This is a genomic window from Sphingomonas silueang, assembly GCF_040049155.1.
GTDB classification, from domain to species: Bacteria; Pseudomonadota; Alphaproteobacteria; order Sphingomonadales; family Sphingomonadaceae; genus Sphingomonas; species Sphingomonas silueang.
The window spans coordinates 14,493-36,858 of the sequence record NZ_JBDZDK010000003.1; the positions used below are offsets into that span (position 1 = coordinate 14,493).

The 22,366-nt window shown below is 69.5% G+C and carries 19 protein-coding genes; 5 read left to right on the top strand and 14 right to left on the bottom strand.

What is annotated here, in order from left to right:
* Positions 1-39: 39 nt before the first annotated feature.
* The 6 genes from ABLE43_RS03855 to ABLE43_RS03880 all read right to left on the bottom strand — a co-directional run bounded on the left by ABLE43_RS03855 (position 40) and on the right by ABLE43_RS03880 (position 5,429).
* A complete protein-coding gene (locus ABLE43_RS03855; RefSeq protein WP_348977159.1) occupies positions 40-1,242 on the bottom strand; it encodes a dihydroorotase in 1,203 nt (400 codons plus the stop codon).
* Positions 1,239-2,228, bottom strand: coding sequence for an aspartate carbamoyltransferase catalytic subunit (locus ABLE43_RS03860; protein WP_348977160.1), 990 nt, complete (start codon positions 2,226-2,228; stop codon positions 1,239-1,241). The genes ABLE43_RS03855 and ABLE43_RS03860 overlap by 4 nt, the downstream gene beginning before the upstream one ends.
* Before the next feature lie 11 nt (positions 2,229-2,239).
* Complete coding sequence (locus ABLE43_RS03865) at positions 2,240-3,175, bottom strand: cobalamin-binding protein (protein ID WP_348977161.1); 936 nt, start codon at positions 3,173-3,175, stop codon at positions 2,240-2,242.
* Between the two features lie 103 nt (positions 3,176-3,278).
* Positions 3,279-3,812, bottom strand: coding sequence for a hypothetical protein (locus tag ABLE43_RS03870; RefSeq protein WP_348977162.1), 534 nt, complete (start codon positions 3,810-3,812; stop codon positions 3,279-3,281).
* A gap of 37 nt (positions 3,813-3,849) precedes the next feature.
* Positions 3,850-4,320 carry a Holliday junction resolvase RuvX gene (gene ruvX / locus ABLE43_RS03875; protein ID WP_348977163.1) on the bottom strand — a complete coding sequence of 157 codons (471 nt, stop codon included), beginning with the start codon at positions 4,318-4,320 and terminating at the stop codon, positions 3,850-3,852.
* The gene (locus tag ABLE43_RS03880) at positions 4,317-5,429 is read right to left on the bottom strand and encodes a DUF3089 domain-containing protein (RefSeq protein ID WP_348977164.1); all 1,113 of its coding nucleotides are present in this window, start codon (positions 5,427-5,429) and stop codon (positions 4,317-4,319) included. The genes ruvX and ABLE43_RS03880 overlap by 4 nt, the downstream gene beginning before the upstream one ends.
* 390 nt (positions 5,430-5,819) lie before the next feature.
* Here ABLE43_RS03880 and ABLE43_RS03885 point away from each other — a divergent pair, with 390 nt between their 5' ends.
* The 3 genes from ABLE43_RS03885 to ABLE43_RS03895 are packed head-to-tail and all read left to right on the top strand — an operon-like array spanning position 5,820 to position 8,578.
* Positions 5,820-6,614, top strand: a complete 795-nt coding sequence (locus tag ABLE43_RS03885) for a type III pantothenate kinase (RefSeq protein WP_348977165.1) — start codon at positions 5,820-5,822, stop codon at positions 6,612-6,614.
* Positions 6,615-6,658: 44 nt separating this feature from the next.
* Positions 6,659-8,299: a ribonuclease J gene (locus ABLE43_RS03890; protein WP_348977166.1), complete on the top strand. Its 1,641-nt coding sequence runs from the start codon at positions 6,659-6,661 to the stop codon at positions 8,297-8,299.
* A gap of 18 nt (positions 8,300-8,317) precedes the next feature.
* The gene (locus tag ABLE43_RS03895) at positions 8,318-8,578 is read left to right on the top strand and encodes a DUF1467 family protein (RefSeq protein WP_348977167.1); all 261 of its coding nucleotides are present in this window, start codon (positions 8,318-8,320) and stop codon (positions 8,576-8,578) included.
* A 253-nt stretch (positions 8,579-8,831) separates the two neighbouring features.
* On the opposite strand, the gene ABLE43_RS03900 is transcribed toward ABLE43_RS03895, so the two are convergent.
* Both ABLE43_RS03900 and ABLE43_RS03905 read right to left on the bottom strand, forming a co-directional pair.
* The gene (locus ABLE43_RS03900; RefSeq protein ID WP_348977168.1) at positions 8,832-9,911 is read right to left on the bottom strand and encodes a D-alanine--D-alanine ligase family protein; all 1,080 of its coding nucleotides are present in this window, start codon (positions 9,909-9,911) and stop codon (positions 8,832-8,834) included.
* Positions 9,912-9,956: 45 nt separating this feature from the next.
* Positions 9,957-12,800 carry a coiled-coil domain-containing protein gene (locus tag ABLE43_RS03905; protein ID WP_348977169.1) on the bottom strand — a complete coding sequence of 948 codons (2,844 nt, stop codon included), beginning with the start codon at positions 12,798-12,800 and terminating at the stop codon, positions 9,957-9,959.
* Between the two features lie 83 nt (positions 12,801-12,883).
* Here ABLE43_RS03905 and ABLE43_RS03910 point away from each other — a divergent pair, with 83 nt between their 5' ends.
* Positions 12,884-13,174: an Hpt domain-containing protein gene (locus ABLE43_RS03910; RefSeq protein WP_348977170.1), complete on the top strand. Its 291-nt coding sequence runs from the start codon at positions 12,884-12,886 to the stop codon at positions 13,172-13,174.
* 158 nt (positions 13,175-13,332) lie between these two features.
* Here ABLE43_RS03910 and ABLE43_RS03915 read toward each other — a convergent pair whose 3' ends face one another.
* The 6 genes from ABLE43_RS03915 to ABLE43_RS03940 form a co-directional block, all read right to left on the bottom strand.
* Positions 13,333-14,682 carry a hypothetical protein gene (locus tag ABLE43_RS03915; RefSeq protein ID WP_348977171.1) on the bottom strand — a complete coding sequence of 450 codons (1,350 nt, stop codon included), beginning with the start codon at positions 14,680-14,682 and terminating at the stop codon, positions 13,333-13,335.
* A gap of 53 nt (positions 14,683-14,735) precedes the next feature.
* On the bottom strand, positions 14,736-15,278 hold the full coding sequence (locus ABLE43_RS03920) for a CHAP domain-containing protein (RefSeq protein WP_348977172.1): 543 nt from the start codon (positions 15,276-15,278) through the stop codon (positions 14,736-14,738).
* 87 nt (positions 15,279-15,365) lie between these two features.
* A complete protein-coding gene (locus tag ABLE43_RS03925; protein ID WP_348977173.1) occupies positions 15,366-16,022 on the bottom strand; it encodes a DUF6975 family protein in 657 nt (218 codons plus the stop codon).
* A gap of 250 nt (positions 16,023-16,272) precedes the next feature.
* Positions 16,273-18,312 carry an RNA polymerase sigma factor RpoD gene (gene rpoD, locus ABLE43_RS03930; protein ID WP_348977174.1) on the bottom strand — a complete coding sequence of 680 codons (2,040 nt, stop codon included), beginning with the start codon at positions 18,310-18,312 and terminating at the stop codon, positions 16,273-16,275.
* Positions 18,313-18,476: 164 nt separating this feature from the next.
* On the bottom strand, positions 18,477-20,282 hold the full coding sequence (gene dnaG, locus ABLE43_RS03935) for a DNA primase (RefSeq protein ID WP_348977175.1): 1,806 nt from the start codon (positions 20,280-20,282) through the stop codon (positions 18,477-18,479).
* A 59-nt stretch (positions 20,283-20,341) separates the two neighbouring features.
* Positions 20,342-20,794 carry a GatB/YqeY domain-containing protein gene (locus tag ABLE43_RS03940; RefSeq protein ID WP_348977176.1) on the bottom strand — a complete coding sequence of 151 codons (453 nt, stop codon included), beginning with the start codon at positions 20,792-20,794 and terminating at the stop codon, positions 20,342-20,344.
* Between the two features lie 147 nt (positions 20,795-20,941).
* On the opposite strand from ABLE43_RS03940, the gene carA reads away from it, so the two are divergent.
* Positions 20,942-22,132, top strand: coding sequence for a glutamine-hydrolyzing carbamoyl-phosphate synthase small subunit (gene carA, locus ABLE43_RS03945; protein ID WP_348977177.1), 1,191 nt, complete (start codon positions 20,942-20,944; stop codon positions 22,130-22,132).
* Positions 22,133-22,366: the final 234 nt, after the last annotated feature.

Below are 22,366 nucleotides of genomic sequence, written 5' to 3' on the forward strand. Positions count from 1 at the left end.
TTTCCCGAGCCTCTCCCAGGAGGAGGCGGCGCGTTCCCCCTAAAGGAACGCGCCGCCTTTCATCACGCGCAGCGCGCGGCCCTGCACCGGCAGCCCGTCGAACGGGGTATTGCCCGCCTTGCCCGCGAACGCATCGGCGCGGACCTGCCACGGCGCATCGGCATCGATCACGATCAGGTCGGCGGGCGCGCCCACCGCCAGCGTGCCGCTGTCCAGCCCCAGCAGCCTCGCCGGGTTGGCGCTGAGCAGCGCGAACAGCCGCTCCAGCGTCACCAGCCCGTCGCGCACCAGCCCGAGGCCCAGCGCCAGCAGCGTCTCCGCCCCCGCCATGCCGGGTTCCGAATCGGCGAAGGGCAGCCGCTTCGCCTCCGGCCCGCGCGGGTCGTGGCCCGAACACAGCACGTCGACCGTCCCGTCGGAGAGGGCCGCGCGTGCCGCCTGCCGGTCGCTCTCGTCACGCAACGGCGGCGAGAGGTGGGCGAAGGTGCGGAAATCGCTCATCGCGATGTCGGAGAGGTACAGGTGCGCAGGCGTGATGCCGCACGTCACCCGGACGCCGCGTCGCTTCGCGCTGCGGATCAGATCGAACCCCGCCGCCGTCGTCACCTGCCGGAAATGCAGCCGCGCGCCGGTTTCCTCCGCCAGCATCACGTCGCGCGCGATCGCCAGCGCCTCGGCCAGCGCGGGGGCGGCGGGCAGGCCGAGGCGTGAGGCGGTTTCGCCCGCCGTCGCCACGGCGTCACCGGCAAGCCCGCCGTCCTCGGCATGGGCGATCACGACGAGGCCGCAGTCGCGGGCATAGGCCAGCACCTTGCGCATCACGCCGCTGTCGGCGATCCAGCGCCTGCCGGTCGCGACCGCACCCGCGCCCGCTTCGGCATTGATCGCCATTTCGGCGAGGTCGGTGCCCCGCAACCCCTGCGTCGCCGCCGCGATCGGGTGAATCCACAGGTCGGGCTTGCCCATGTGCGCGGCGCGCGCGACGATGCCGGGATCGTCGAGCACCGGCGCCTGATCGGGCATCAGCCCGACGCGCACGATCCCGCCCGCGCGGCATGCCGCCGGGTCGCTGGCGAACACGCCCAGATCGACGATCGCGGGGGCCAGCAGCTTGCCCGACAGGTCGATCGCTTCGCCCCCCGGCGCGTCGGCGACGATCGTGTCGCCTGCGACATGCAGGTCGCCGGTCGAGACGCCGCCCGCCGGGCACACGCGCGTCGTGTTCAGGAAGGAAACGCTCATGCCCAGCCCTCCACGCCGCGGCTTCGCCGTGTCAGCACGTCGAGGCAGGCCATGCGCACCGCGACGCCCATCTCGACCTGTTCGGTGATCGCCGACACGTTGGGATCGTCGGCCACGTCGCTGGTGATCTCGATCCCCCGGTTCATCGGCCCCGGATGCATGACCAGCGCCCCCGGCTCGGCGCGCTTCAGCCGTTCGCGGGTGAGGCCGTAGCGCAGGTGATATTCGCGGGTGGAGGGGATGAAGCCGCCGTTCATCCGCTCGTTCTGAAGCCGGAGCATCATCACCACGTCCGCGCCTGCCAATGCCGCGTCGAAATCGGTGAAGGGGGTGACGCCCATCCGCTCGATCGCGGCGGGCATCAGCGTGGTGGGCGCGACCACCCGTACCTCGGCGGCAAGCGTGGTCAGCGCGAGGATGTTCGAGCGTGCGACCCGGCTGTGGAGGATGTCGCCGCAGATCACGACCCGCTTGTGCGCGATCCCGCCCAGCCGCCGCCGGATCGTCAGCGCATCTAGCAAAGCCTGCGTCGGATGCTCGTGCCAGCCGTCGCCGGCGTTCAGCACCGGGCAGTCGACCTTGTCGGCGATCAGCTGCACCGCGCCCGACGAGCTGTGACGGATGACGATCACGTCGGCGCGCATCGCGTTGAGCGTCACCGCCGTATCGATCAGCGTCTCGCCCTTCTTCACGCTCGACTGGCCCGCGTGCATGTTCACCACGTCCGCGCCCAGCCGCTTGCCCGCGATCTCGAACGACAGCAGGGTGCGGGTGCTGTTCTCGAAAAAGGCGTTGATCTGGGTGATGCCCGCCAGCCGCCGGTCGCCGGCGCTGCGGTTGCGGTTCGCCTCGATCCATTGTTCCGCCTCGTCCAGCAGGAACAGGATCTCGTGCGGCTGCAATCCCTCGATGCCGGTCAGATGGCGATGCGGAAAGACGGCGCCGCCGTCGATCATGGCGGCGGGGCGGTGGTCGGATGCGCGCATGAACGCGGGCGTTAGGCTGCCGCGCCGCCGCGCGCAAGCCGAACCCAGCCGCGCCCCTCGTGCCCGAACGAAAAAGCCGCCGGGTGGATCACCTCCGCCAGTATCTCGGCAGATTCGACCAGCCGGGGGCCGGGGCGGTTGAAGAAATGATGTCCGTCCGCCACGAACACCCGATCCTCGCGCACCGCCTTCAGCTTCGCCCAGCCCGGCCGGTCGGTCAGCGGTGACAGGTCGCCCAGCGTCTGCGGAATCTGGAAGCCGCACGGCATCATCACGATCACGTCGGGATCGGCGGCGACCAGCGCATCCCATTCCGCCCATGGCGAATGCTGCCCGGCCTCGGCGAACAGGCTGGTCCCGCCCGCCGCCTCGATCAGCTCGGGCACCCAGTTGCCCGCGACCATCAGCGGATCGATCCATTCGATCGCGGCCACCGTGGGTCGCGTCGGCTGCGCGGCGGCGGTTGCGGCGATCGCGGACAGCCGCGCCTGAAGCGCCGCCACCACCGGCGCGGCGCGCTCCGGCACGCCCAGTGCATCGGCCACGCGCTGGAAATCGCCCCACACGTCGCTCAGGTCGTCCGGCGCGAGCGACACGAGGACCGGCGCGCTCCCCTGCCAGTCGGTGAGTGCTTCGGTCAGGTCGTCGGGCGTGACCGCACACACCGCGCATTGCGACTGGGTCAGCACCGCATTGGGCTGCAGCGCGCGCAAGCCCGGCGCATCGACCTCGTAGCAGGACAGCCCGGCGGTCACGATCGCCTGCACCCGATCGTCGATCAGGCGGGAGGGCAGGCCCTTCTCGATCCTGGTCGCGGTCAGGCGGGGGAGGGCGGCGACTTCCGGCGGAAAGTCGCATTCATGACTGCGCCCGACCAGTTCGGGGCCGAAGCCCAGCGCCACCGCGATCTCGGTGGCGCTGGGCAGGAGCGAGACGATACGGGCCATGGGGTTTCCTGACGGGATACGAAGGGGTTGAGAGCGCCGATAAGCTGGACCGATCCGAACCGCAAACGCTCCCCTCCCTTCCAGGGAGGGGAGCCCGGCAGGCTCACCCCAGCCACCACCACCCGATCGTACCCAGCAGCAGCAGCGCCATCCAGCCGCCATCGGCGCGCAACAGGTAGAAGACGCCGAATACCCCGACCGTCAGCAACGCCCCCGACAGCGCCGCCCCGTCGGCGATCTGCCCCAGCACCACCGCACCGCCCAGCAGGTTGCCAGCCGCATTGGCCGCGATCCAGCCATAGGACAGCGCCGTCCCGATCGAGCCGAACAGCGGCAGCTTGATCGTCGCGAACCCGCGCATGCTGCCCGGAAACAGGTCGGCGGCGAGATGCAGCCCGATGCCGAACCCCAGCCCGGCGGCTACGCCCCATGTCCGCGGATCGAGCAGCGCCACCAGCATCGGCAGCACGCCGTGCAGCACCGCGCTGCGATGGCCGAGCTTCAGCGGCGTATCGAGATCGGGCAGGCGGGTGCCCGCGATCGTCGCACTCGCCACGGTCGCCACCGTGACCCATGGCGCGCCGCCGCCGGTAAATGCCAGGATTACGCTCAGCAACAGGAACAGGGACGCGGCCATAGCCGCCCCGTATCGGCAATGTACCCGTTATGTCCACTCACCCCAGCGGAACATTGACCAAAGCGTCGATCGCCCCTTGCAGGATATAGGCGGCGGCCAGCTTGTCGACGCGCTCGGCACGCTTGGCGCGGCTGAGATCCTCGGCGATCATCTGCCGCTCGACCGCGACGGTCGACCAGCGTTCGTCCCACAGGAAGATCGGCAGGTTCAGGTCCGCCATGTTGCGCGCGAACGCCCGCACCGACTGGGTGCGCGGGGAATCGCTGCCGTCCATGTTGAGCGGCAGGCCGATGACGATCCCGCGCACCGACTGCTGCCGGATCAGCGTCTGCACCTTTGCCTTGTCCGCGGCGAACTTCGTACGACTGACCAGTACCGCCGGGCTGGCGAAGCTCCACCCGGCGTCGCACAGCGCGGTGCCGATCGTCTTCGTGCCGACATCCAGCCCGATCAGCCGCCCGCCCTCGGGCAGCGCTTCGCGGAACAGGCTGCGGTCCTCGGTAATCATCGCTTCGCCTTCCACGTCGCCAGCCGCGCCAGCGCATCGGCGCGGACGTTCGCCCAGAACAGGCTGTAGTCGTACACATGCCAGTTGTTGCCCGGCAGCACATAGGGGCCGAGGTCCGGCGTCTCCGCCCCGATCGACAGGATGCCGCGCCCCTCGCACCGCGCAGGCACCAGCCCCGGCACCAGCGTCGCGCTCTCCAGCGCCTTGTCGGGCACCAGCGTCCCGCGATTGGCGCCGGCGGGGGCGGCGGCATCGGGCGTGCCGGTCAGCGGGTTGGTGCACACCATCGCCGTATTCGCCCGCGGCCTGCCGTCGAACCCGGTGGTCGCGTCATAGGTGTCGAAGATCAGCGACGGATCGGCGGGCTCGCCGAAGCTCTGCCACGACAGGATGCACCCGGCCTGCGCGGCGCTGCGACATTCGGGCAGCCCCAGCGCGGCAAGATCGGTGCTGCGCGACACCGGCCAGCCGACGACATAGGCCGCGACCACCCGGGCGGCCAGTGGCCTGCCCGCCACCTTCTCGCGCAGCAGCCGCGTCAGGTGCAGCGCCCCCTGGCTATGTCCGGCGAGGATCAGCGGGCGTTCCGGATCGGCCTCGCGCACGAACTGGTCGAACGCCGCCGCCACGTCGCGATAGGCGAGGTCGAGCGCCTGGGTCGCCGCACCCTCGCCGGTCAGGAACGCGCCGAACGTCGCCTGGCGATAGCGCGGCGCCCATACCCGCCCGGCGGCGCTGAACGCGCTCGCCTGTCCGCGCAGGAAGACCTGCGCCCGCCCGTTGGTGTCGCCGTCGTCCAGCGCCGCGTTCCAGCGATCGGTGCCGGTGAACGAGGTCGGGTGGATGAAGAACACCTCCGCCTCGCCCGGCGCGGTCGGCGCGACGCCGGGCGGCAGCCAGTCGGCGGGCGTGTTGGTGAGCCCGGGCCGCGCGAACCACATGCCGCGATCGGCATAGGCATTGGCCGCCATCGCCGGTTCGCTGCGGAACGCGACGCCCGGCACCAGCGCGCGGCGCATCAGGTCGACGCCGAACAGGCGATAGGCGAAGGCGGCGACGATCACGAGGACGATCAGACCCGCCACGACATACAGGAACTTGCGCGCCAACCGGCTCTCCCTTGGTTGCAGATCACCTGCGCGAAAGCGGGGGCGAGTGCAACGCTTGGCCCGTCTCCAACGCCGTCATTCCGGCGCAGGCCGGAATCCACGGACACGGCACGGTTGCGGCCCATCGACGCCGCCCGCATCCATGGATCCCGGCCTCCGCCGGGATGACGGTGCGGGGTAAGCAACTGACGCCCCCTTCGTCATTCCCGCGAAGGCGGGAATCCATAGACGCAGGTGATGCCGGATTGTCCGCTACGCCAGCGTCTATGGATTCCCGCCTCCGCGGGAATGACGAAATCGGCCCCGTTCACGCCGATCCTTGTCCCGACGCCCCACATTCTCTAGGGCATACCCCCACGCGCGCCCGTTTCCGGCGCTCTGGGAATCCGCATGCTGCTCGCGATCGACGCCGGCAATACGAACGTGGTCTGCGCGCTGGTCGACGGCGACGCCATCGTCGCGCGCTGGCGGATCGCCACCGATCCGCGTCGCACCGCCGACGAATATGCGGTATGGCTGCACCAGCTCCTCGCGCTCGACGGGCGCGACCGGTCGTGCGTCGAGGCGGTCATCATCGGCACCGTTGTCCCGCGCGCGCTGCACAACCTCCAGGTGCTGGCGTCCAAATATTTCGGCGTGGAGGCGCTGGTCGCGGGGCGCGGCGACGCCGACTACGGCATCGCGCTCGACGTGGACGAACCCCATGCGGTGGGCGCGGACCGTGCGCTCAACGCCATCGCCGCGCATGCCGCCCATGCGGGCGACCTGATCGTCGTCGATTTCGGCACCGCCGCCACGTTCGACGTGGTTGACTATACCGGCGCCTACAAGGGCGGGATCATCGCGCCGGGCATCAACCTGTCGCTCGACGCGCTCGTCACCGCCGCCGCCAAGCTGCCGCGCATCGCGATCGAGGCGCCCGCGACCACCTCGGTCATCGGTCGCAATACGGTGGACCAGATGCACATCGGCATCTATTGGGGCTATATCGCGATGATCGAGGGGCTGGTCGCGCGCATGAAGGCCGAGATCGGCCGACCCGTGCGCGTGATCGCCACCGGCGGTCTCGCCATATTATTCGAGAAACATACGCAGGTCTTCGATGCGATCGAACAGGACCTGACGATCACGGGACTGGCGATGCTGTGGCGCCGAACCCATATATCCACGGCAAACAACGACTGAAACCAAGACCCTCGCGAATAGGCGCGAGTAGTGAAAGAGACTGAGTGACCCCCAAGAAAGAATTGCTCTTCGTCGCGCTCGGCGGATCGGGCGAGATCGGCATGAACGTCAACCTGTACGGCACCGCCGGCAAATGGCTGATGGTCGATTGCGGCGTGACCTTCGCCGACCCGGCCTATCCCGGCATCGACGTGATGCTCCCCGACCTCCAGTTCATCGAGGAACGCGGCGACGCGCTGACCGGCATCGTCATCACCCATGGGCATGAGGATCATATCGGCGCGCTGCCGTATCTCGCCGCCGATCTGGGCGTGCCGATCTATGCCACGCCGTTCACCGCGGGCCTCATCCGCGGCAAGCTGGACGAGGAAGGCATCGCCGACCGCGTGAAACTGAAGATCGTGCCGCTCGGCGGCGAGACGAAGGTCGGCCCGTTCGGCGTCCGCTTCGTGCCGATGGCGCATTCGATTCCCGAAGCGACCGCACTGGTCATCGACACCCCGCACGGCAAGGTGTTCCATTCGGGCGACTGGAAGCTCGACCGCGAACCGATGGTCGCCACCCCCGCCACCCCGGAGGAACTGACCGCGATCGGCGACGAGGGCATTCTCGCGCTGGTGTGCGATTCGACCAACGTCTTCAACAACGAGGCGTCGGGTTCCGAAGCCGATGTCCGCAAGGGCCTGTTCGAGCAGGTGTCGTCGGCCAAGGGCCGCCGCGTGATGGTGACGAGCTTCGCCTCGAACGCCGCGCGGCTCCACACGCTGGGGCAGGTGGCGCGCGACACCAACCGCAAGATCTGCGTCGCGGGCCGCTCGCTCGACCGCATCCTGAAGGTCGCCAAGGCCACCGGCTATCTCAAGGACTTCCCGCAGCCGGTCGATTACGACACCGCGATGCGCCTGCCGCGCGATCAGCTGCTCATCATCGCCACCGGCGGGCAGGGGGAGGAGCGCGCCGCGCTCGCCCGCGTCGCCAACCGCGAGCATCAGCTGTCGCTCGAATCGGGCGACCGGGTGATCTTCTCGTCGAAGCAGATTCCGGGCAACGAGGTCGCAATCGGCCGCATCCAGAACCGGCTGGCCGCCGCCGGTATCGAGATGGTCACCGACCGGCAGGCGCACGTCCATGTCTCCGGCCATCCGGGTCGCCCCGAACTGGCCAAGCTGTACAAGTGGCTGCGCCCGAAGGTGCTGATGCCGGTGCACGGCGAGATGCGCCACCTGATGGAGCATGCCCGCTACGGCCTTGCGCAGGGCATCGGGCAGGCGCTGGTCCAGACCAACGGCGATATCGTGCGCCTCGCGCCGGGCAACGCGACCAAGGTCGGCCATGCGACGGTCGGTCGCCTCGCGCTCGACGGTGACGTGATCCTGCCCGCCGACGGCAATACGATCAACGAACGGCGCAAGCTCGCCGCCTTCGGTCACATGTCGGTCGCGGTGGCGATCGATCGCCGGGGCCAGCTGGTCGGCGATCCGCAGATCCGCGTGCAGGGCGTGCCGGTCGAGGAAGACCGCGAACCCTTCCTCGAGGAAGCGGTCGACGCCGCCGCCGAGACGGTCGCCGCCAAGGGGCGCGAGCGCGGCAAGCTGCCCGAGGCGATCCGCCTCGCCGTCCGCCGCGTCGCGACCCGCTGGACCGGCAAGAAGCCGGTGGTCGACGTCCTCATCATCAACGCCTGAGGCTGAGGGGGCGGGCGCATGGCATGGCAGTCGGCGCTCGCCATCTGGATGCTGTTCTGGGTGCTGGCGCTGTTCCTCGTCCTCCCCTTCGGCGTGCGCACCACGCATGAAGCGGGCGAGCCGCCGGTCCCGGGACAGGCCGACAGCGCACCCGCCGGTTTCCGCGTCGGCCGCATGCTGTGGCGCACGACGATCGTGTCGCTCGTGCTGTTCGGGGGCTTCTACCTGAACTATGTCTACGGCTGGGTGACCGCCGACATGCTGGACTATTATAACTGAAGCATGATGCCGGAAGGTTGACCCGTATCGAAGCATCTGGTCACAGGTCCTTCGATACGCCGCTTCGACGTCGCTCAGCAGCTACTCAGGACGAACGGGTCCGCTTCAAGTCATCAACTCCAGAGGCAATCCTGCGTATCGAACCGTTCGTGTCGAGCGTAGTCGAGACACCGCGGCGCGACGCCCGAGGCCCGTCCCTCGACTTCGCTCGGGACGAACGGGTCGGCTTGGGTAGTGGCGGCTGACCGCAGCTTCACACCACCCACCGTCCCGCCAGCATCGCCAGCAGCAGGTCGCCATAGTCCCACCCGTCCGCCCGCGCCGCGATCGCCGACAGGCAGTCCTGATCGTCGCGCCCCGGTCGGCCCGGTCCGGTCATGTTGGGCTTCATGTTCAGGTCGAACAGCAGCAACCGCCCATCCGCACCGGCGCGGCAATCGATGCGGATCGCGGTGCGGGCATCCACCCGTTCCGCCGCCGCGATACAGGCGTCGAGCATCGCCGCCACCGCCGGATCGCCCATCCGCCCGGCGTCGATCGCCGCGCTGTTGGCGGTGACGGGCACGTCGCCGTTATAGGGGGCCACCCCGTCCCGCTGGTCGAACCGCCGCACCGGGCGCAGCGCGAACGGGCGGGCGCCGTGCGTGCCGTCGGGGCGCGGACAGGCCGCGGGCAGGATCGTCACCGTCATCTCCTCGCCGTCCAGAAACTGCTCGACCATCAGCACGTCGCCGAACCGGGCCCCGGCGATCAGCGCCTCCGCCGCGGCGAGCAACGCGGGCAGGTCCGCGACCAGCGTCACCCCCTGGCTGCCGCGCCCGCGCACCGGCTTGACGATCAGGGGGAAGGGGAGGGCGTGTGCCTCCAGCACCCCGGCCACCTCGGTCAGCGCATGGACACCGTCGCGGGCCGTACCGCCCAGCAGGAACGACCGTGCTACCGGCAGTCCGGCGGCGGCGAGCATGGCGTTGGTGGCGAACTTGTCGTCGAACCGCTGCATCGCCGCCGCGTCCTGCCCGACGATCGCAGTGCCCGGCGGAACGGCCTCGATCGGATGCCCGGTGAACAGCACGGTATTGGCCCACAGCGTATCCGCCCCGGCGGCAAGCGCGGCGGCGATGCCCTCCGGCGTATCGGGGAATACCCAGTCCAGCGCCCGCGCCGGATCGGGGGCGGCGACCGGGGTGACGATCCGTACCCCGCGCGCCCGCAACGCGACCGCGATATCCGCCCCGCCGTCGGAATAGCCGCCGGGCTTGGCATCCTTGCGCAGCCCGTCGATCACCGGGGGCGGGGTCGCCTGATAGAGGATGGCGACGGCGGGTTGCGACATGGGGACAGGCTCCGTGGAGGGAGTATCCCGCTGTAGTCCCGATACTTAGTTCCGCAACCGCTCGATCGCCTGCGCCAGCACGACGTACAGCTTGCCCATGTCGGACGACAGCAACGTCACTCCCATCGACGATCCGTCGCGCAGGCCCAGCACCTGGCGCAGCATCGCCTCGAAATCATGGATGTAGCGGTTCACCTGATCGCGGAACGTCGCGTCGCCGTCATAGAGCGCGGCGATCTCGCGCGCTTCGGCGCCGTCGACCAGCCGCACCGCACGCCGGGTGAACACGCCGCGATCGCCCTTGAGGTACGCGGCCCATGCGGTGTCCGACACATCGGCCGACAGCGACTTGGCGATATCGATCGATGCGGAGTGCATCGCCTCGATCAGCGTGGTGACCCGGCGCGAGAATTGCTCGCTGTCCGCCGCCTCGCGCTCGGCGCGGGCCGCGGCCATGCGCGTCTCCAGCTCGTCGCCGGTCGCGGTGATCTTCACCATCTGGCGCTGCAACCGCTCCGCCGCCTCGACCGTCGATGCGACCGCGCGGTCGGCGATGGTCGACAGCTCGCTCACCTGCGTCGCCACCGCGCGGTCGACCGCATTGGCCAGCGCGCGGGTGCCCTGCGCCTCGAGGTCGCGGGCGACGTCGGGCAGCACCTTGGCCAGCGTCTGGCGCGCCTTGGCGCTGGCGGTCTCGGCGGTGTCGCGGATGCGCAGCATCGCCTCCGCCAGGCGCGGTGCGGCGTCCTCGGCGAAGCGCACCGTGGTCGCGATCGTCTCGTCGGCGATGCCGCGCACCTCGGAGATGCGGTCCTTGCCGAGGTCGAGCGTGTCGAGCAGCGACTGCTGCACGCTCGACAGCGTCTGGCGCTGCATGTCGACCACGCCCGCGATCGCCTCGATCGCCTCGTGCGTGCTCTCGGCGGCGGTGACGAGCGCCAGCAGTTCGGGCTTGGCGCGCGCCACCCCGTCGCGGCTCGACGCGATCCGCCGGTCCAGCCGTTCCAGCGCGCCGGGCAGCGTCTCGTCCATCTCGCGCGCGGCGGCGTCGAGTGCGGTCAGCACCTCCTCGGCGGTGCCGATCACCCGGCGCGCGGTCGCGTCGTTGCCGTCCAGCGCCTCGGTCAGCGCGTCGGCGACCTGCGACAGCACCTCGATCGATCCCGCCACCGCCTGTACCCGCGCCACGCCGCGGTCGTGCAGCGTGTCGAACCGGTCGTCGAAGCCGTCCAGCCCGTCGTTCAGCGCCGCGATCAGCGCCTCGCCGTCGCGCCGCCGCTCGGCCAGCTTCGCCTCGATCGTGCCCGCGATCGACTGGACCCGCGCGATGCCGTCCTCGCGCATCGTGTCGAACCGCCGGTCGAACCCGTCGAGCCCGGCGCCCAATGTTTCCAGCATCGCCGCGCCGTCCTGCCGCCGGGCGTCGAGCCGCGCCTCGATCGCCGCCGACAGCCCCTCGACCTGCGCCTCGGCGGAGGCGCGCAGCGCGTCGAACCGCCGGTCGAACCCGTCGAGCCCCGCGTCCAGCGTCGCCAGCACCGCCTCGCCGTCGCGGCGGCGTGCCTCCAGCCGGTTCGCGACCGATGTCGCGACCTGATCGACATGCATCTCGGCGGCGGCGCGCATCCGGTCGAACCGCTGGTCGATCGCGTCCAGCCCGGCCCCGACGCCCGCCAGCATCGCATCGCCGTCCGCACGCCGCGCGTCGAGCCGCGCCGCGATCTCGCGCGATACCGCATCGACCCGCGCGATCCCGTTCGCCTCCAGCGCGGCGAAGCGTTCGTCGAACGCCGCCAGCCCGCCCTGCAACGTCGCCAGCAGCGCCTCGCTGTCGCGGCGGCGGGCATCGATCCTGGCGGCCAGCGTGCCGATCGCGCCGTCGATCTCGGTCATCCGCTCGGCGAGCTGTTCCGCGCCCTCACGGCCCGCGCGTTCGATCGCCGATCCGTTCGCCTCGATCATCGCGATCGTCGCATCGCCCTGCGCGGTGATCGCCTTGCGCGATTCATCGATCGCCGCCGCCGCGCGGTCGAGCACGCCGTCGATCGCGCCGGACATGGTGGCGATCACCGATTCCAGCCGCGCGCCCGCGCTTTCGCTGGTGGCTTCCATCCGGGTGATATGCGCCGCCAGCCGCTGCGCCGCGCCGCCCGCGACCTCGTCCGCATCGCGCCCGCGCGCCGCCACCGCCGCGAGTGCGGCGTCGAGCGCGGCGATCCGTTCGCTGGCGGCGAGACCGGTGGCCTCCAGCCGCTGCGCGATCGCTTCGGTCTCGGCATGGGCGCGGGGCAGGGTGTCGAGCACGGTGCCCAGCCGATGCTCGGCATGGGTCGCGGCACCCGCCAGCGCATCGGTCGTCGCCGCCAGCGCCGCCACCTGCTCGGCGATCCCCGCACGCACGCCGCGCAGCCGGTCGGTCGCGCCCTCGCCCAGATGCATCAGCGCGCCGGTCTGCTCGACCAGTTCGCGGCGTGATTCGGCAAGGTTGCGGCGCACGGTCACGACGACCTGTTCCAGCGCCAGCGCCTCGCTGCGCATCGCCTGCGCGGTGGCGGTGAAGCGGCGCGATTCCGCCCGGCTGCCCTGGCGCAGCAGCAGCCAGACGATGCCGATCAGCAGCGGCGGCACGCACAGCGCCGCGACGAACGACGCCAGCTCAACGGGTTGCAACCGGCCGAGCGTCGCCCCGGCCCACACCAGCATGCCGCCGACCCACAGGATGACCGCGACCATCGCCAGCGTCGGCGCGATCCATTCGCGCGGCATCGGTTCCGGCTCCAGCGGTGCTTCGGCCAGCCAGTGCGGGGCGGCCTCCTGCGCGACGAATTCATCCTCATCGTGGTCGTTCTGCGTCTGTTCGCGCAGTCCGGTGATAGTGCCCCCGTTCATGGGCAGGGCGCTTACCATGAACCTCCCACCGGTGACAGATGTCGTAACGTCCGCTTAACCTTTTGGCGGCTAGGCGTGGTGCCATGGTCTATGATCCGGGAGCGATCGACGCCGCGCTGGCGGCGGCGGTGGGCGACGAGCCGCAGTTGATCGCCGAACTGCGCGCGGCGTTCCGCGACAGTGCGCAGCGCGCGCTGGCGGTGCTGGTCGCGGCGGGTGCGGACGAGTGGAGCGGGGCGGCCTTCCGGCTGAAGGGGCTGGCGGCCAGTTTCGGCGCGGTCCGGATGATGGAGCTGGCGACCCAGGCGGCGGCGGGGCCGGTCGGCGACGCGGTGGTCCTGCGCAAGCTGCACCGCGCGGTGGCGCGGGTCTGATCTTTGAGTCTGTTCGGAAACTCGCCGAAGGACGAGTTTCGCGCGGTGCCTGCCCGCTCCCCCGCCCGGCCACCCATCGAGTGTACCCTGTGGGTGGCCGGGCGGGGGAGCGGGCAGGCACCGTAAAACGTGCAACATGCACGTTTTCCAACAACTTCTCAGCGCCGGGCGTACAGCCGCCAGTGGGTGCCTGACAGGCCGCTCGGATCGCCGCGCGTCACTTCGCCATACGCATGGCCGCAGACCGCCGGTTGCGCGGGGAAGGCGGCATCGCCGTCGCGCTCGACGAAGTGGAACGCCGCGGCGGGGCAGGGCGGGGCGATCGCCAGGGCATAGCCGTGTGTGCGCGCCGCGGCGATCAGGATCGCGCCCGACCGCTCCTGCTCCAGCGATGTGTTCGTCCCGCCCGGCGCGGCGGCGATCATCGCCCGGACCGGACGGTCCGGGTCGCCGCGCAGGTTGGCGACGAGTTGCCCGTCGCGCACGATGCTCGCCGTCAGAAAGCTGATGGCGACGATCGCCGCCGCCGGGCGCATGGCCGCGCGCGGCAGCAGCACCGCCGCCCACAGCAGCACCGGCGGCACCGCCACGGCATAATAGCGCGCCGCGCCGCTGTTCGGCAGCGCCGCCAGTGCGACCAGCAGCGGCAGTCCGACGCCCGCGCCCAGCGCGAGCCCGCCCAGCCGGTCGCGCGACGTCGCCCCCAGCGCGACCAGCAGCAGGACAAGCGCGGCGACGCCCAGCCCATAGTCCCACAGCTGCACCATCGCCTGCATCCAGCGCAGCCAGTCGTGCGCCTCGCGATTGCCGAAGCGCAGCCCGCCCGCCGCATCCGCCGCCGCCCACACCAGCACCGCGAAGCCGAGCGTCAGCACGGCGGCGGGCGCGAACAGCCGCGCGGTGCCGATCACGCCCGACGGCACGCCCGCCGCGCGTATACGGGCGATCAGCACCCACAGCCCCAGCGCGCCCAGACCGAACGCCATCGTCGCCTGCGCCATGCAGCCGAGCAGCGCCGCCAGCGCCATCGCCGTGGCGCGCGGCGGCTCGGCGGGCCGTTCGAGGAACCGGTCGGCGATGCCGATCGCGACCGTCCACGCGCACAGCATCGGCGCATAGCCGCGCGCCTCCGCGCCATAGGTGACGAGGAACGGCGACAGCGCGAACGCCACCGCCGCGACGATCGCTGCGGCGCGCCCGCGCCGCCCCGCGATCGCCGCCGCGACCGGGATCGTCGCCGTGCCGCTCAGGATCGACAGCGCGCGCTGCACGACCGGCGAGGCATCCGCGCCGACCCATTGCAGCCACAGGCTGTTGAGATGATGGTTGTTGTCGTGGTTGATGCCGAGGAACACGGCCGCAGGCGTTGCGACATCGGCGGCGAACGATGCCGACCATGCCTCGTCCAGCCACAATCCCCCGCGCGCGGCGGCGATGCGCAGTGCCAGTCCGGCCAGCGTGATCGCGACCACCCACCCCGCCGTGATCGCCCGTACCCCAGTCGCCATCGCCGCCCCCGTTCAGGGCAGGGGACTAACGCCTGCGAGCGGGCGGCGAAAGCTCAGCGGGCATAGGCGTCGATCAGCGATCCGACATAATCCGGGTTGTCGCTGCTGATCCCCTTCACCGGGCCGGGGCCGTAGATGAAGCCGTGCGTCGGATATTCCGATCCGCCCAGCCCCTGCGAATCGCGGTACCACACCTTGACGCGCGTCCAGTCGCCCTTGCGCGACACGTCGAACACGGTGACGTCCTGTTCCACGCCGCCGCGCACGCCGTTGATCCGCGACCAGTTGGCATGCGTCACCATCGCCACCCGCGGCTCGACCACGCGGCTGACCACCAGCACATGGCCGAGCGGCAGCCGCTGCGTCTTGGCGAAGGCGAGGACCGCGCCGACCTTCGGTTCATGGCCGCGCGGATAGCGGCCCGCTGCCTGGTCCCACCACGTCCAGGCGTCGCCATAGATCTGGATGCCCGAAGCCGCGCGCGCGAAGGGCACGCACTGCCCGACATAGTCGAGGATCGACCGCGCATGGAGCGGGACCGCCGCGGCCACGGCGAAGGCGAGGAGCAGAACGCTCCGAAAAAGCGTACCGAACATGGCCCGAGGCTGCACCGGAAAGGGTGACGAAGCCATTGCTTAAAATGGTTAACGGTGAAGTGCGCGCCGATTTTGGGCAAGGGAGGTTCAGCCGCGTGCGTCCGCCCGCGCCTCCAGCAGGTCCCACAGCCCGCGATGCTGCGCCAGCAACTGCTGTACGCCGAAGGTCATCGCCCGCACCGGCACGGCGTCGCGCGCCAGCAGGTCGATCAGCCGCACCGTCTCGATCGCCGTGGGCAGCGCCGATTCGAGCGGCTCGATCCCCAGCCGCAGCGCCGCCCGGTCGAGCGGCAGGCGGATCGCGGGCCAGTCGAGCACCAGCGCGGCGGCGGTGCCGATCGCGCAGCCCGGACGCGCCGATTGTGCCAGCAGGTCGACGGCGTGGCGCTGCGCCGACATCGCGGCTTCGGCGGCGGCGTGTCCCGGCGTGCTGGGCGCCGGACCGGCAGCGGCGGCGAGACGCACCAGATAGCCGCGCTCGTCGGCAAAGGCGGCGGCGGCGGTGCGCAGCCACGGCCCGGCCAGGTCCCCGGCAGCGCCGCGCAACGCATGGCCGACCACGCCGGGATGGCGCGCGTGCAGCCCGGCCAGCTGGTGCAGCGTATCCGCCACGTCCTGCGGCGGCGGCATCCGTTCGGCCAGCCTGGCGGGAAAGCGATGCGCGGCGGTCCCGTCGGTCGCGACCATCCGCGCGATCCCGTTCCCCGGACTGGAGGCCGCATTGTCGCCTGCCGCCGCAATCATCGCTCACCCCCCCATGGTCCCAGGGCGCGGGACCGATGGCGGCATCATGGCGGCAAAGCCTTGCCGATTCCGGTAGAGACAGGGTTAACGGATCGTAAACGCGCGGCGATCGGTACGAAGGGTACCGATCGCCGCCGATTTGCCCTTGGGGGACGGCCGTCACCGCCTCCCGATCGTCACCCCGGAACAGGTCCGGGATGACGAAACCCATGGTCGCATCGACCGACCCCGCTGCCGTCCGGACCCGTACCTACTGGTCGAGGAACGAGCGCATCTTGCGGCTGCGGCTCGGGTGCTTGAGCTTGCGCAGCGCCTTCGCCTCGATCTGACGGATGCGTTCGCGGGTCACGCTGAACTGCTGGCCGACTTCCTCGAGGGTGTGGTCGGTGTTCATGCCGATGCCGAAGCGCATGCGCAGCACGCGCTCCTCGCGCGGGGTGAGCGACGCCAGCACCCGCGTGACCGTCTCCTTCAGGTTCGCCTGGATCGCCGCATCCACCGGGATGATCGCGTTCTTGTCCTCGATGAAGTCGCCGAGGTGCGAATCCTCCTCGTCGCCGATCGGCGTTTCGAGGGAGATCGGCTCCTTGGCGATCTTCATCACCTTGCGCACCTTCTCCAGCGGCATGGACAGGCGCTCGGCCATCTCCTCCGGGGTCGGTTCGCGGCCCTGCTCGTGCAGGAACTGGCGGGAGGTCCGCACCAGCTTGTTGATCGTCTCGATCATGTGGACGGGAATGCGGATGGTGCGCGCCTGATCGGCGATCGAGCGGGTGATCGCCTGCCGGATCCACCATGTCGCATAGGTGCTGAACTTGTAGCCGCGGCGATACTCGAACTTGTCGACCGCCTTCATCAGCCCGATGTTCCCCTCCTGGATCAGGTCGAGGAACTGCAGACCGCGATTGGTGTATTTCTTCGCGATCGAGATGACGAGGCGCAGGTTGGCCTCGACCATTTCCTTCTTGGCGATGCGCGCCTCGCGCTCGCCCTTCTGCACCATGTTGACGATGCGACGGAATTCGCCGAGCGCCATGCCGGTCTGCTGCGCGATCTCGGCGATTTCGGTGCGGATGCGGTCGACCGATCCGGCCTCGTTCTCGGCGAACGCCTTCCACTTCTTGTCGATCTTCGCGACCGATGCCAGCCACTGCTCGTCCAGCTCATGGTCGACATAGCTGTCGAGGAACGCCTTGCGCGGCACCTTGTGCCGCTCGGCAAGGCGCAGCATCTGCCCGCCCAGCGTCGTCAGGCGGCGGTTGTAGGCATAGAGCTGATCGACCAGATATTCGATCTTCGCCTGGTGGAACTGCACGCTCTCCACCTCGGCGGTCAGCTCCTCGCGCAGCTTCTGGTACTTGCGCTCCTCGGCGGTCGACAGCCCGTCGCCGGTCGCCATCGCGTCGAGCCGCTGCGACTGCATCTTCGAGAATTTCTTGAAGATCGCGGTGATGTTGGCGAACTTCTCCAGCGCCTGCGGCTTGAGCTGTTCCTCCATCTGCGCGAGGCTGAGGGTGTTGTCCTCGTCCTCGTCGTCGCTGGGACGCGGGGCACGGCGCTCGCCGTCGTCGTCCTCGTCGGCCGAGGCTTCCTCCGGCTCTTCCTCTTCCTTGAAGCTCGGCCCGGCGTTCTTCGACGAAATCTCGCCGTTGTCGTCGCCGTCGTCGTCGTCGCTCAGCGACTCCGGCGCGGGATCCTTCGACAGCATCGCGTCGAGATCGAGGATCTCGCGCAGCTGCATCGTGCCCTCGTTCAGCGCGGTCGACCAGCCGATGATCGCGTTGAAGGTGATCGGCGATTCGCACAGGCCGAAGATCATCGTGTCGCGACCGGCCTCGATCCGCTTGGCGATGGCGATCTCGCCCTCGCGGCTCAGCAGTTCGACCGCGCCCATCTCGCGCAGGTACATGCGCACCGGATCGTCGGTGCGGTCGGCGACTTCCTTCTTCTTGACCGGCTCGAACGCGGCGGAGGCGTCGTCCTGCTCGCCCGAGGCTTCCTCGTCGTCGGCCTCGTCCTGCTTGGCGCGCTCGTCGCTCTCGCCGTCCTCGCCCGCGTCCTCGTTCTCGACGACGTTGACGCCCATGTCGTTCAGCGCCGACATGATGTCCTCGATCTGCTCCGAGGTCATCTGGTCCTGCGGCAGCATCTCGTTGAGCTGGTCGACGGTGATGTAGCCGCGCTTCTTCGCGCGAGCGACCAGCTTCTTGATCGACCCCTCGTTCAGGTCGATCAGCGGCGCGTCGCCCGTTTCGATCGTGTCGTCGCCGCCACCATTCGCCTTGGCCATCAATAACCCTCAAAGAAATCAGGAGCGCCGTATTCGCGCCCTATTTTACCCGCCGTCTTCGTCCGCCGCGCCGCGATTTGCAAGTCGCCCCGCCGTGCAAAGCACAGATGGCCGAACATACGGGTGTCGATATGGCGCGGATATGGGAGCCGCAGGGGCAGGGATCAAGCCGCTTCGTCCAGCTCGTCCATCCAGTCGCGGATGCGCGCCTGCACCGCCGCATGGTCCTGGCGCGCCTGCTGGAAATCGGCGAAGGTCCGCTCGGTCGTGTCGCGGCGGCAGCGTTCGTGCGCGGCGCGCTCGGCACGGGTGCAGGCATGTTCCTCGACAAGGATCTGGATCATGCGCAGCAGGTCGGTCTGCGCCACGGCCGCGTCGGCATTCTTCTGCCAGAAGCTGAAGGCGAGGTCGGTCTGCACGTCGCGCCGCGCCGCCTCCACCAGTTGCCGGTCGGTCATCACCGCATCGTGGAGCAGGCTGTCGGTCAGGTCGTCACGGTAGATCGCAAGGTCGATCAGATGGTCGCGCCAGCGCCGCAGCGTGCCGTTGACGATCGGCAGCTGCGCGATCAGCTCGCAATGCTGTTTGAGCACCGACACATGCTGCATCAGCCCCATCAGGATCGCCCGCTGGAACGCGAAGACCAGATCGACCTGCCGCATCTCCGCCGCCTGCGCCATGTCGTTGGCGACGATGCGCAGCCGCCGGTCCTTCGCCCCGAACAGCGCGAAGAAATGGTCCTTGAAGGTGCGGAAATATTCGCGGCGGATGCCTTCGTGCGTGATGGTGCCCGCCAGCCGCGCCAGTTCATGCTCGAACGCCGCGCGCTCGTCCGGCCCGGCCTGCGGCGGCAGGTTGGCGAGTTCCATCCGCCACAGGAAGTCGGAGAGCGATTCCTTCGTCGCCAGCAGTTCCTCGAACGCCTGCGGCCCCTGGTCGCGGACCAGATCGTCGGGGTCCATGCCGTTCGGGATCGTCACGATCGCCACGCTCTTGCCCGGTGTCAGCAGCGGCAGCGCGCGTTCCGCCGCACGCCTGGCGGCCTTGATCCCCGCCGCATCGCCGTCGAAGCACAGGATCGGGCAGTCGGCCATCCGCCACAGCCGCTCCAGCTGATGTTCGGTCAGCGCGGTGCCGAGCGGGGCGACCACCTCGTCATAGCCCGCCTGCGCGAGGGCAATGACGTCCATATAGCCCTCGACCGCGATCACGCGGCGGGCCTTGCGCGCGGCGGCCTGCGCCCGGTCGATGTTGTAGAGGGTGCGCCCCTTGTCGAACAGCGGGGTTTCGGGCGAGTTCAGATACTTCGGCTCGCCCTCGCCGATAATCCGCCCGCCGAACGCGATCGTCCGCCCCCGCGCATCGCGGATCGGGATCATCAGGCGACCGCGGAACCGGTCGTACGGCTCCTTGCCCTCGACCGAGATCAGCATGCCGCTCTCGACCAGCATCGCATCGCCGTAGGAGGCGAGCGCCGCCTTCAGCCGCCCGCGCGAGTCGGGGGCATAGCCCATGCCGAACGCCCGCGCCGTCTCGGGCTTGATGCCGCGCTTCGCCAGCGCATCGCGCGCGACCGCACCGTCGTCGCCGAGCCGCTCGGCGAACCACGTCTGCGCGTCGGCCATCAGCTCGTGCAGGCCCCTGGCGCGTTCCGCCTGCCGGGCCGAACGGGCATCCTGCTGCGGCATCTCCATGCCGGCGGCGGCGACCAGTTCCTTCACCGCATCGATGAAGGGCAGCCCCCGCTGGTCGGTCATCCAGCGGATCGCATCGCCATGCGCCCCGCAGCCGAAACAATGGTAGAAGCCCTTGTCGTCATTGACCCAGAAGCTCGGCGTCTTCTCGGTATGGAACGGGCAGCAGGCCTTCCACTCGTTGCCCGAGCGCTGGAGCTTCACCGACTTGCTCACCAGCGCCGACAGCGTGGTGCGCGCCCGAAGTTCGTCGAGAAATTGGGGCGAAAGAGTCATGCCGTCATATGGCCCATACGGAACGTATTGGGCAATACGTTCCGTATTGGTTCGCAGCCTCAGGCCAGCGCCGCCTTCACCGCCGCGCTCGCCTTGCTCATGTCGAGCTGCGATCCGTGGCGGGCCTTCAGTTCGGCCATCACCCGGCCCATGTCCTTCATGCCCGATGCGCCCAGATCGGCCTTGATGGCCTCGATCGCCGCCGCCGTCGCCTCGGCGTCCATCTGCGCGGGCAGGAAGCGTTCGATCACCGCCACCTCGCGCGCTTCCGCCGCCGCCAGTTCGGGGCGGTTGCCCTTTTCGTACATCTCGATCGATTCGCGGCGCTGCTTGACCATCTTCTGCAGGACCTCGACGACCAGCGTGTCGTCGTCCGCCGGGGCCGATCCGGTGCGTGCCTCGATGTCGCGGTTCTTGATCGCCGATTGGATCAGGCGGATCGTGGCGGTCGTCTCCTTGTCGCCGCCCTTCATGGCGGTGACGAGCGCGTCCTTGATGGTGTCGCGAATCATGGGGTGTCCGATATCGTTCATTGGGTCCAAGCGACCGCCCTTAGCGCCAATCGATCCGCGATCACAGGATTGACGGGGGCTCCCCATGCGACTAGCCGCCACCGCTTAGCGACATCATCAGACAAGTATCAGGAGTGCCCGCCCATCATGGCCGACGCCAAGCCATTCGCCATGCCCGAAGGAGCCACCGGGGTCCTCGTCCTTGCCGATGGCAGCGTGCTGTGGGGCCGTGGCTTCGGGGCCGAGGGCGCAGCGGTGGGCGAGGTGTGCTTCCACACCGCGATGACCGGCTATCAGGAGATCATGACCGACCCGTCGTTCGCGGGGCAGATCATCACCTTCACCTTCCCGCACATCGGCAACGTCGGCACCAACGTCGACGATGTGGAGGCGAACGATCCGCACGCGCTCGGCATGATCGTGCGCGAGGATGTGACCGCCCCGTCCAACTTCCGCGCGAGCGAGGATCTGACCGGCTGGATGGCGCGGCACAACCGCATCGGCCTGTCGGGCATCGACACCCGCGCGCTCACCCGCCGCATCCGGCAGGGCGGGGCGCCCAACGGCGTCATCGCCCATTCGGCAACGGGGGAGTTCGACATTCCCGCGCTGCTCAAACAGGCGCGGGCGTGGCCGGGCCTCGAAGGCATGGACCTTGCGAAAACCGTGTCGTGCGAGACGCACTATGGCTGGCAGGGCGGGGCATGGCATCTCGGCAAGGGCTATGACGACAGCACGCAGCCCGAAGTTGGCGAAGTTGCCGCAGAAAGCCCGTCGCGCCCGCATGTCGTCGCGATCGATTACGGCAGCAAGCGCAATATCTTCCGCAACCTTGTGCATGCGGGTGCTGAAGTAACCGTGCTGCCCGCCACCGCGACCTATGAACAGGTGATGGCGGCGAACCCCGACGGCATCTTCCTGTCGAACGGTCCGGGCGATCCCGCCGCGACCGGCGAGTACGCCGTGCCGGTGATCCGGCAGTTGCTGGAGACGGGCAAGCCGCTGTTCGGCATCTGTCTCGGCCACCAGCTGCTGGGGTTGGCGGTGGGGGCGACCACCACCAAGATGCATCAGGGCCACCGCGGCGCGAACCACCCGGTCAAGCGGCTGAGCGACGGCGCGGTCGAGATCACCAGCATGAACCACGGCTTCGCGGTCGAACGCGACAGTTTGCCCGAGGGTGTGCGCGAGACGCATGTGTCGCTGTTCGACGGATCGAACGCCGGGCTGGAACTGGCCGACGGTCGCGCGTTCAGCGTGCAGTACCACCCCGAGGCGTCGCCGGGGCCGCAGGACAGCTTCTACCTGTTCGAGCGGTTCGTGGGGATGATGCGATAGTGAAATCGCTTCTGCCATCGTTCTTGATGCTGGCTGGGTGCAGCGCTCCCACGGACCTCCAGTCTGGCCAGGCAGAACTGGACAGGTTTGCTCGGGCTTGTGGGTTGCCAGCCGGCTCCTTCGCCTTGCAGGCGGATGGCTTGACGGTCGTCAGATTCACCCCGGACACACCGTCGAAGGCTGCCGATTGCGGCCTGAAGAAACTCTTTGAATCGCCGTACCGATCGAAGCTCG

Excerpts from the sequence above, each read along its gene's own strand:
- ABLE43_RS03855 (WP_348977159.1), bottom strand. The coding sequence starts at position 1,242 with ATGAGCGTTTCCTTCCTGAACACGACGCGCGTGTGCCCGGCGGGCGGC.
- ABLE43_RS03860 (WP_348977160.1), bottom strand. The coding sequence starts at position 2,228 with ATGCGCGCATCCGACCACCGCCCCGCCGCCATGATCGACGGCGGCGCC.
- ABLE43_RS03865 (WP_348977161.1), bottom strand. The coding sequence starts at position 3,175 with ATGGCCCGTATCGTCTCGCTCCTGCCCAGCGCCACCGAGATCGCGGTG.
- ABLE43_RS03870 (WP_348977162.1), bottom strand. The coding sequence starts at position 3,812 with ATGGCCGCGTCCCTGTTCCTGTTGCTGAGCGTAATCCTGGCATTTACC.
- ruvX (WP_348977163.1), bottom strand. The coding sequence starts at position 4,320 with ATGATTACCGAGGACCGCAGCCTGTTCCGCGAAGCGCTGCCCGAGGGC.
- ABLE43_RS03885 (WP_348977165.1), top strand. The coding sequence starts at position 5,820 with ATGCTGCTCGCGATCGACGCCGGCAATACGAACGTGGTCTGCGCGCTG.
- ABLE43_RS03895 (WP_348977167.1), top strand. The coding sequence starts at position 8,318 with ATGGCATGGCAGTCGGCGCTCGCCATCTGGATGCTGTTCTGGGTGCTG.
- ABLE43_RS03900 (WP_348977168.1), bottom strand. The coding sequence starts at position 9,911 with ATGTCGCAACCCGCCGTCGCCATCCTCTATCAGGCGACCCCGCCCCCG.
- ABLE43_RS03905 (WP_348977169.1), bottom strand. The coding sequence starts at position 12,800 with ATGAACGGGGGCACTATCACCGGACTGCGCGAACAGACGCAGAACGAC.
- ABLE43_RS03910 (WP_348977170.1), top strand. The coding sequence starts at position 12,884 with ATGGTCTATGATCCGGGAGCGATCGACGCCGCGCTGGCGGCGGCGGTG.
- ABLE43_RS03915 (WP_348977171.1), bottom strand. The coding sequence starts at position 14,682 with ATGGCGACTGGGGTACGGGCGATCACGGCGGGGTGGGTGGTCGCGATC.
- ABLE43_RS03920 (WP_348977172.1), bottom strand. The coding sequence starts at position 15,278 with ATGTTCGGTACGCTTTTTCGGAGCGTTCTGCTCCTCGCCTTCGCCGTG.
- ABLE43_RS03925 (WP_348977173.1), bottom strand. The coding sequence starts at position 16,022 with ATGATTGCGGCGGCAGGCGACAATGCGGCCTCCAGTCCGGGGAACGGG.
- rpoD (WP_348977174.1), bottom strand. The coding sequence starts at position 18,312 with ATGGCCAAGGCGAATGGTGGCGGCGACGACACGATCGAAACGGGCGAC.
- dnaG (WP_348977175.1), bottom strand. The coding sequence starts at position 20,282 with ATGACTCTTTCGCCCCAATTTCTCGACGAACTTCGGGCGCGCACCACG.
- ABLE43_RS03940 (WP_348977176.1), bottom strand. The coding sequence starts at position 20,794 with ATGATTCGCGACACCATCAAGGACGCGCTCGTCACCGCCATGAAGGGC.
- carA (WP_348977177.1), top strand. The coding sequence starts at position 20,942 with ATGGCCGACGCCAAGCCATTCGCCATGCCCGAAGGAGCCACCGGGGTC.